We start from the raw sequence: 8,175 nt of genomic DNA on the forward strand, positions 1-8,175 counted from the left end.
CATCGGCGGAAACTCCAGCTCCAGCAAACCAAAATATCGAAAAGCAATTTGATGTTCAAAACCCAAATACGCAAACTGTTCAAGCGCCAAATTCAGTGCAAACCCAAGCTGCACCAACAGCACCTGGGATGAATCCACCACACGGACAACCCAACCACCGTTGCGACATTGCTGTTGGAGCGCCGTTAAATTCACCTAAAGGAGCCACGCCTCCAGCACCAACTGCGGCAGCACCTGCACCAGTTCAACAACCTGTACAGCAAGGTCAAGCGACCATTAACAAAGTAGATATGGCTTCGGGAACAACCGCTACTCCTGCGGGAATGAATCCACCACACGGACAACCCGGACACCGTTGCGAAGTTGCCGTTGGAGCACCATTGCCAAAATAAATAATGATTTTTAGAAATTCAAACCTGCAGAAATGCGGGTTTTTTTAGTTCAGACAATTTTACAAAAATAAACCCTAACCATCAAATTTGACGGTTAGGGTTTTGCATTGTGGAGAAGATGGGACTACTTTTGATGCAATCTCTTAAAAGCATTTGCAAAACTTCAATTGCAAATATATTAATAAATATAAGACTTAACGATATTTATTAATAAGTTGATTGTTTTATTTAATTGCAGTTAATTGTATTTAGTTGTATTGTACCGTACAAATATCGTACAATTTGATTATATTTGTATTGCTTTAAAACCTTGCAATATGGCTACAGTTAATTTTTTATACCGCTCGACAAAAGAAACCGCTAATTTGGTAGCTCGTTTATTATTTCGCTTCAATGATAATGATTTTGTTATTGGAGCAAATACAAAAGAAAACGTTTCAAAAGTTTATTGGACAAAACAACATAAAAAGAAGTCAAAAGATATTTTGATTAGTAATAAGCAAGCCGAGTTAAATAGTAAACTAAATAAAATTGAAAACCACATTTTAAAGGCGTTTGATATTGTTAATCCTGATGAGGTTACAAAAGAGTGGTTACAAACTGAAATTAATAATTACTACAATCCACCTCAACAAGCTAAAAGCGTTCCTACTGAATTAATCCAATATTTAGACCATTACAGCGATGTTAAACGCAATGATGTAACAGAAAGCACAGTTAAAAAGTTTAATGTTATAAAGCAATTATTAACAAGGTATCAAACGCAATGCAAAAAAACGTTAATGATTATTGATGTAGATGCAAACTTTAAAACTGATTTTGAAAAATATTGTGAAAGTAAAGACTATGCACCGAATACAATTGCAAGGGCGTTACGATTTATAAAAACAATATGCACACACGCAAAGCAAAACGGAATTGAAACAAGCTACCAATTAGACAGCATAAAAGTAAAGTATCTTAAAATTGACAGTATTTTTTTAACCTCTCAAGAACTTGAAAAAATTGAAACGATTGAGAAAAGTAAATTAACCGACAGTTTAGAAAATGCAAAAGACTGGTTAATTATTAGCTGTTATACAGGGCAAAGAGTTTCTGATTTTATGCGATTTACTAAAGATATGATTAGGCACGAAAAAAACAAAGAGGGCATTTTAAAGCCTTTGATTGAATTTACACAAAAGAAAACGGGCAAAGATATGACCGTGCCTTTGCACCCGAAAGTAATTGAAATACTCAATAAAAGAAACGGAGAATTTCCTTATAAAATAGCTGACCAAAATTATAACGATTATATTAAAACAGTTTGCAGAATTGCCAAAATTACGCAATTAGTACAGGGCAGTAAACGACTGGAAACCGCTCCCGAAAGTGGAATTTTTAGAAAAGAAACAAAACAATTTCAAAAATGTGATTTAGTAAGTAGCCACATTGGGAGACGTTCTTTTGCTTCAAATAATTACGGAACTATTCCAACTTCATTTTTGATGTATGTTACAGGGCATAGTACAGAAGCGATGTTTTTAACCTACATAGGCAAAAGCAACAAAGACAAGGCAATGGAAATGACTTATTATTTTTAAGAAAAAAAAGTTTGTTTTTAACGTGCATTTCGTACATTTCTTACATTGAAATAAAATACTATGATTTTAAAATTAGAATTAAATTCATTAATTGAAAACGGGTGCAGTTTAGAAGTAGCAACCGAATTAATGGAAACGAAAACAACTGGTACTTATAATTGGAATGAGGGAAATTTTTACGTTTCAAAAGAAAATAATAAGGTTTATACAAGTACTGACTTTTATAGAAAAGTTTATTTTGAAAATGGTAGTTTAGATTTCCCTTACAATTGTACGGAGTTAATTCCTGATTATTTTAATTTAGCTTTGATTGATTTTATGCAGAAGCAAAAAACAGTTTTAGGGGTGCTTTTTGATGAAGCTAAGCAATTTGAAAAATTTAAGATTAAAGAGATTGAACGTATTAAAGAACGTATAACAAGCCAAAAAGAGTTTTTAAATAAAATGAAGCATCATAAATTTAAAAGCAAAGAAAACGATATTGAAATTTGTGAAAGCTATATTGATTTTTTACATACTAAAGAATACAAACCTCAAGACCCAAAAGAAAATATTTCAAATTATTTTGATGCATACTCTCAAAGCATTTTTAGTGATTTTTACAAACGAAATGAAGACAAAAGCATAAACGAAAATTATAGAGGAAACTTTTTTGCCGACTGGAATAAAAGAACTGATAAGTTTCTATTTGAAAGGGAAACACTAAAGCCTATCTACAAAGATTTATGTTTGTTTAACAGGCGATTAAGTATGTTATTTGATGAAATTATTGGTTTATTTAAAGTTGTTGACGGTTATAAAAAAACACAAGAAACAAATTATCATACTCAATTATACCTAAAGTTAGAAGCTATAAAACGTTTTTTGTCTTCTGTTGAATTTTGTTGCACTTCAATAAATATTTTGATTGAAGACAAGCAAACAGAAAACGCAATTTTGATGAAAAAAAATTGTAGTCGGCTTTTTATCGAATGTATCGATAGTCTAAAAGAGTTTAAAATTTATATTGACAAAACCCCACTAAAAGCTGATTTTGAAAATGCACTTTCTAATATTGAAAAATCAATTGACTTTAACGAATTAAAGTATTTACAGGACAAACCTCAACAACCCGAAGCCGTTATTCCTGATGAGGTTAGAACAACAAAACGTCGTAAAACTTTACAAGAATTTATAAATAATATTGACGACAAAGAAGCATTTTTAAATGATTTAAAAACTACGTTTCCGACTGAAATAGGTAAAGAGATTAGAGTAATTATAGATAGATTGAAAATGGAAAACATTTTAATACTTGGTGCAAGGGAGTACAAGTCTTTTCTTGAAGTTTTAGGAAAGTACTTTAATAGACATATTGGAGAGTACACGGGCATTCAAAACAAAATGATTATAACAGCTGAAACTTCAGACCCTATAATTAAAAAACTTAATCCACTGATAAAAAATTACAAAACAAAGTGATACAACTTGTAAAACTTGTTTCTAGTTGTATACAAGTTTAAACAATTGAAAATCAATTAATTAGATTTGATTACTTTTTAAATTTGTGGCATAAACTTTTAATAATAAAGATATGTTACAAAATTCCATTTTAAATTTAAGTACCGAAAACTTAACGGACTTAATCGGAAACCTATTTGATGTAAAAATCAATGAACTAAAAAAAGAGTTAATTACTCAATCCACACAACCCGAACCCGAAGACCTAATGACCCGAAAAGAGGTTTTGGAACTTCTAAAAATTAACGCAAGTACTTTATGGCATTATCAAAACAAGGGACGTATTAAAGTCTATAAGTTTGCTAATAAGTGTTACTATAAGCGTTCGGAGTTGATGAATGATTTAATACTTCTAAAAAAATAAAAAGTTATGGAAGCAACGAACAACCATAACTTTGATTTTAAGATATTAGAACAAGGTAAATTTAAACAATTTCAGAACCAAAAGAAAACCATATTTGAATATTTGAAGCAAAACACCGCCACGGCTTCAATGGTATCTGAAGCAACAGGCGTTCCGCAAAAATCTATTTGCCGTTACAAAAGGGATTTAGAAAAACAAGGTTTACTTTATGAAGTTGAAAAAAAGCTTTGTAGCCTTACTGGTTTTCGTGCGTGGTATTTAACCACAAACACCGAGTTATTTCCGAAGTCGAACCAATTAAAAATGTTTTAGACTATGGAAGCAAATAAAGACAATCTTAAAAAACTTATCACAAATGATATTGTACGCCTTACAAGTAGCATTGAACCACTACAAAATACAACTGAAGACATTTTACAGGAACTTACTAAAAGTATTGGGCAAATAGATTTTATGCTTTTAGCATTTCCCGAAAGTGCCGAACTTCAAAAAATCAGTTCAAAATTAAAACTTGAATTATTTGGAAGTTTAATTGACGAGATAGAGCCTATTTATATTGATACTAATAGTAGCGAATACAAAGAAGCTTTTAAAAAATGGCAAAAGGTAGCCAAAGAATTAAGCAAATGCAAGTTGAGTAAAAACCATTTTTTAATACTTTGTATTGAGCAACTTTTAAAAATTGCAATTTCTAATAAATGGGGTTTATGCAAAAAGAACGGTTTTATCTATTTGTATAATGGCAGTTACTGGAGCGAAATAGACAAAGAATGTTTTCAATCTTTTTTGGGTAACGTAGCTTTAAAAATGGGAGTTGAAAAATTCAAATGCAAAATTCATACTTTCAAAGATGAGCTATTTAAACAGTTTATGGCAGAAGCTTATTTGCCTACACCAAAGACCAAAAAAAATAGCGTATTAATCAATTTAAAAAATGGTACTTATGAAATTACACCAACAAAAAGAGGTTTAAGACCATTTGAAAGTAAAGATTTTATAACGCACCAACTACCATTTGAGTACGAACCCGAAGCAACCGCACCACTATTTCAAAAGTATTTAGATGAGGTTTTACCTGATAAGAATAAACAAAGAGTATTTGCCGAGTATTGCGGTTACATATTTATAAAGCCGAGCGTTTTAAAACTTGAAAAAATGTTAATCTTATACGGTACTGGAGCGAATGGTAAAAGTGTATTTTTTGAGATACTTAATGCACTTTTAGGAACTGAAAATATAAGTAACTATTCCTTACAAAGTTTAACGAATGATAACGGTTATTACAGGGCAAAAATCGCAAATAAACTGGTAAACTATGCAAGTGAAATAAACGGCAAACTGGAAACTGATATTTTTAAACAAATGGCATCGGGCGAACCAATAGAAGCACGTTTGCCCTATGGAGACCCGTTTATATTAAACGAGTACGCAAAGTTAATATTTAACTGTAATGAGCTACCAAAAGATGTAGAGCATACAAACGCATATTTCAGACGGTTTTTAATTATCGGTTTTGATGTAACTATTCCAGAAGACAAACAGGATAAACAGTTACCACAAAAGATAATCAATAACGAATTATCGGGAGTTTTTAACTGGATTTTGCAAGGACTTGACCGACTATTAGTGCAAAAGAATTTTAGTAAATGTGAAGCAATAGAGAACGCCCGAAGCAATTACGAGAAACAAAGCGATAGTGTTAAAATGTTTGTTGATGAGTACGAATATACCAGCTCAACCAATTACACGGCTGTTAGTACTTTATACAACCAATATAAAAGTTTTTGCATTGAGGACGGTTTTAGACCAGTAAACAAGTCAAACTTTATGAAGCGTTTACACCATTTCAAAATATTAGTTAATCGTATCAGTATTGGAAACGTGGCTTATATTACAACTGACAAAGATTTAATGTAATGGAAGTATTTAGATATTCATTGGACAAGGGAACTAAAAAGTTTCTTTGTCCTAATTGCAACAAAAAGCGGTTTGTTTTGTATGTAGATACTGAAACAGGATATTATTTAGATGAAGCATTTGGCAGATGCGACAGGGTACAAAATTGCAAGTATCACAAAGCACCACCAAAAGGCAAAAAAGCCTATTTAATAACGTTTTTAGGGTTAAATAACATTACCGATAAAGCGATTAAATTAACCGATTTAAACGGCATTATTGCAATTGTACCAAAGTCGCAAATACTGGAGCAGTCAAAAAATGATTGTTGGATAACTGAATGGTATTTGAAAACCTCAACAATAAATTATTTGTCAAGTGAAAATAAATATTTCAACAGTGATGAAATGAGTTTTATAAATGAGCTTAAAACCATAGAGCCACTACCAACCGTTAAACCGAGTTTTCACAGTTTGGAGTTATTGGATAAAATGTATTTTGAAAATTCAAAAATCGATAATTTAACCGAGTATTTAAAAACAAAATTTACAATTGATGAGGTTTTGAATATGATGAAAAATTATTTCATTACTGGAACAAATCACTTTTGGAATAACGCAACTGTTTTTTGGCAAATCAATGACAAAGAACAAATTCAAGGTGCGAAAATAATGCAGTACGATAGGTTTACGGGCAAAAGAGTAAAAGAACCTTACAATCATATTAACTGGCTACATAAAGCCACAAAAGAACCTGATTTTGTACTTTGTCAATGTTTATTTGGTTTACATAGAATAAATGAAGACTACCAAAAAACCATTGCAATAGTTGAGAGCGAAAAAACCGCAATAATAATGAGTATATTTTTACCTGATTATATTTGGCTGGCAACAGGAAGTAAAAGCAATTTTAAATTTGAATTATTGAAACCATTAAAAAAAAGAAATATTATTGCATTTCCTGATAAAGGCGAATATTACAACTGGTTAAATGTTGCCACCGAATTGAGTACCTTAAATTTTAAAATTGCAGTTAGTGATTTATTAGAGCAAACAGATTTTGAAAACGGTTCTGATTTAGCAGATTATTACTTAAGTTTATAAAAACAAGTATGTTCCTAAATGTTTAATTACTATTTAATAGCTTACTTTTTTCTGTTTCAAATTCCTCTTTTGTTAAAGCACCAATATCAAAAAGCTCTTTAATTTTCTTTATCTTATCGTATTTATCTAAAGATTGATTGCTATAAAGGTTTTCAGTAAATGGAGGTATCACTTCGCCACTTAAAATTGCTTCCTCTATCTTAACATAAAGCTTTTGTTTAAATAATTCAAAATAAAAATTTACACCATTATCAGAAAATTCAATTTTGCTTAAAATGACTTTTTTATTTATAAAATTTACATTACTCAAATTTTTACCATTTAATTTGAAAATAGTATTCCAACCACCCGCAGAAGTTCCAACCACCATAGAATTTAATAGAGTTGACGGTTTGCCAAGAAGTAAAGTATCATTTACTTTATAGACAACGCCTGATTTAGTAGTATATTCATTTTGACTTTTTGCAAAATTAAAAACTAATAAAAAGAGTAACAGATAGTAAACTTTCATATAAATCTATTTTAGATTGACAAATATAAAGCTTTAATGTAGAAACCTCTTTACTAAGCAAACTTGTTTTTTTGGCATCCTAACCCTAATATAACCCCAAGTATAAAAAAGCTGATGCAAGAAACTTTAGAGCGAGATAAAGCTTATTAATAATTATTATTTATTTAAATTTGTATTATTATAATTTTTATCTATAATAGATTAATTTAGACAATATGGCAACTGGAGTTAAAACAGGAGGACGGCAGAAAGGCACACCCAACCGCACCACTAGCGAAGCAAAACAAGTACTTCAAAATATAGTTAATAAGGAGTTAGAAAACATTACTACTTTACTCGACAAATTAGAACCAAAAGAACGTATTGACAGCATTATAAAATTGCTCCCTTACATAGTACCAAAACAACAGGAAATTGCAATTGAAAATAAAGAAAGTGAGTTTAAAAATATTACAATAACCATAGTACCGCCAACAGATGACAATTAATATTAATAACTATGATGAGTTATTAAATTTCATCAAAAGAAATGATATAAGTGCAGTTGATAGTTTGAATGTATTTTGTGAAGCTGTTAATGTAACTTGTATTACGTTTTTTGATGCTGTTACTCAAGAACCGCTTCTAAAAAAAGCAAACGTTATAGAGGAAGCCGAAAAATTTATAAAAGATAGGAGAGAAAATCGACCCGAGAAAAAAGTAATTATTTTCTTTTCTTAATGTTTAGAATGTAAGTTCAAGTTATAAGTGCAACAGATAAATTAAAAACACTTGGAGTTTTCCTCCAAGTGTTTAAGGTCAAAAGCCTAAATTTGTCTTTCATGAA

General features: G+C 30.6%; 9 protein-coding genes and 1 pseudogene. 9 read left to right on the forward strand and 1 reads right to left on the reverse strand.

The annotated features are described in order from the left end of the window. The 7 genes and pseudogenes from ACIQ2X_RS11110 to ACIQ2X_RS11140 form a co-directional block, all read left to right on the forward strand. Positions 1–392: pseudogene (locus ACIQ2X_RS11110) on the forward strand (hypothetical protein); the annotation flags it as partial. Positions 393–709: 317 nt separating this feature from the next. Next, a complete protein-coding gene (locus ACIQ2X_RS11115; RefSeq protein ID WP_396178991.1) occupies positions 710–1,975 on the forward strand; it encodes a phage integrase SAM-like domain-containing protein in 1,266 nt (421 codons plus the stop codon). Between the two features lie 60 nt (positions 1,976–2,035). Next, positions 2,036–3,436 (forward strand): hypothetical protein, encoded by a 1,401-nt coding sequence (locus ACIQ2X_RS11120; RefSeq protein ID WP_396178992.1) that lies wholly within the window; start codon positions 2,036–2,038, stop codon positions 3,434–3,436. Between the two features lie 112 nt (positions 3,437–3,548). After that, positions 3,549–3,839, forward strand: a complete 291-nt coding sequence (locus ACIQ2X_RS11125) for a DNA-binding protein (RefSeq protein ID WP_396178993.1) — start codon at positions 3,549–3,551, stop codon at positions 3,837–3,839. Between the two features lie 6 nt (positions 3,840–3,845). Then, entirely contained in the window at positions 3,846–4,151 is a 306-nt protein-coding gene (locus tag ACIQ2X_RS11130; protein ID WP_396178994.1) for a hypothetical protein, read from the forward strand. A gap of 3 nt (positions 4,152–4,154) precedes the next feature. Then, positions 4,155–5,756 carry a phage/plasmid primase, P4 family gene (locus ACIQ2X_RS11135; RefSeq protein ID WP_396178995.1) on the forward strand — a complete coding sequence of 534 codons (1,602 nt, stop codon included), beginning with the start codon at positions 4,155–4,157 and terminating at the stop codon, positions 5,754–5,756. Next, complete coding sequence (locus tag ACIQ2X_RS11140; RefSeq protein WP_396178996.1) at positions 5,756–6,838, forward strand: DUF6371 domain-containing protein; 1,083 nt, start codon at positions 5,756–5,758, stop codon at positions 6,836–6,838. Before ACIQ2X_RS11135 ends, ACIQ2X_RS11140 begins: the two co-directional genes overlap by 1 nt. Before the next feature lie 22 nt (positions 6,839–6,860). On the opposite strand, the gene ACIQ2X_RS11145 is transcribed toward ACIQ2X_RS11140, so the two are convergent. Beyond that, on the reverse strand, positions 6,861–7,349 hold the full coding sequence (locus tag ACIQ2X_RS11145) for an SHOCT domain-containing protein (protein ID WP_396178997.1): 489 nt from the start codon (positions 7,347–7,349) through the stop codon (positions 6,861–6,863). Positions 7,350–7,564: 215 nt separating this feature from the next. On the opposite strand from ACIQ2X_RS11145, the gene ACIQ2X_RS11150 reads away from it, so the two are divergent. Next, a complete protein-coding gene (locus ACIQ2X_RS11150) occupies positions 7,565–7,837 on the forward strand; it encodes a hypothetical protein (protein WP_396178998.1) in 273 nt (90 codons plus the stop codon). Further along, positions 7,827–8,069: a hypothetical protein gene (locus ACIQ2X_RS11155; RefSeq protein WP_396178999.1), complete on the forward strand. Its 243-nt coding sequence runs from the start codon at positions 7,827–7,829 to the stop codon at positions 8,067–8,069. Before ACIQ2X_RS11150 ends, ACIQ2X_RS11155 begins: the two co-directional genes overlap by 11 nt. Positions 8,070–8,175 lie beyond the last annotated feature (106 nt).

The sequence above is a fragment of the Flavobacterium sp. genome, from assembly GCF_044368625.1.
Classification (GTDB): domain Bacteria; phylum Bacteroidota; class Bacteroidia; order Flavobacteriales; family Flavobacteriaceae; genus Flavobacterium.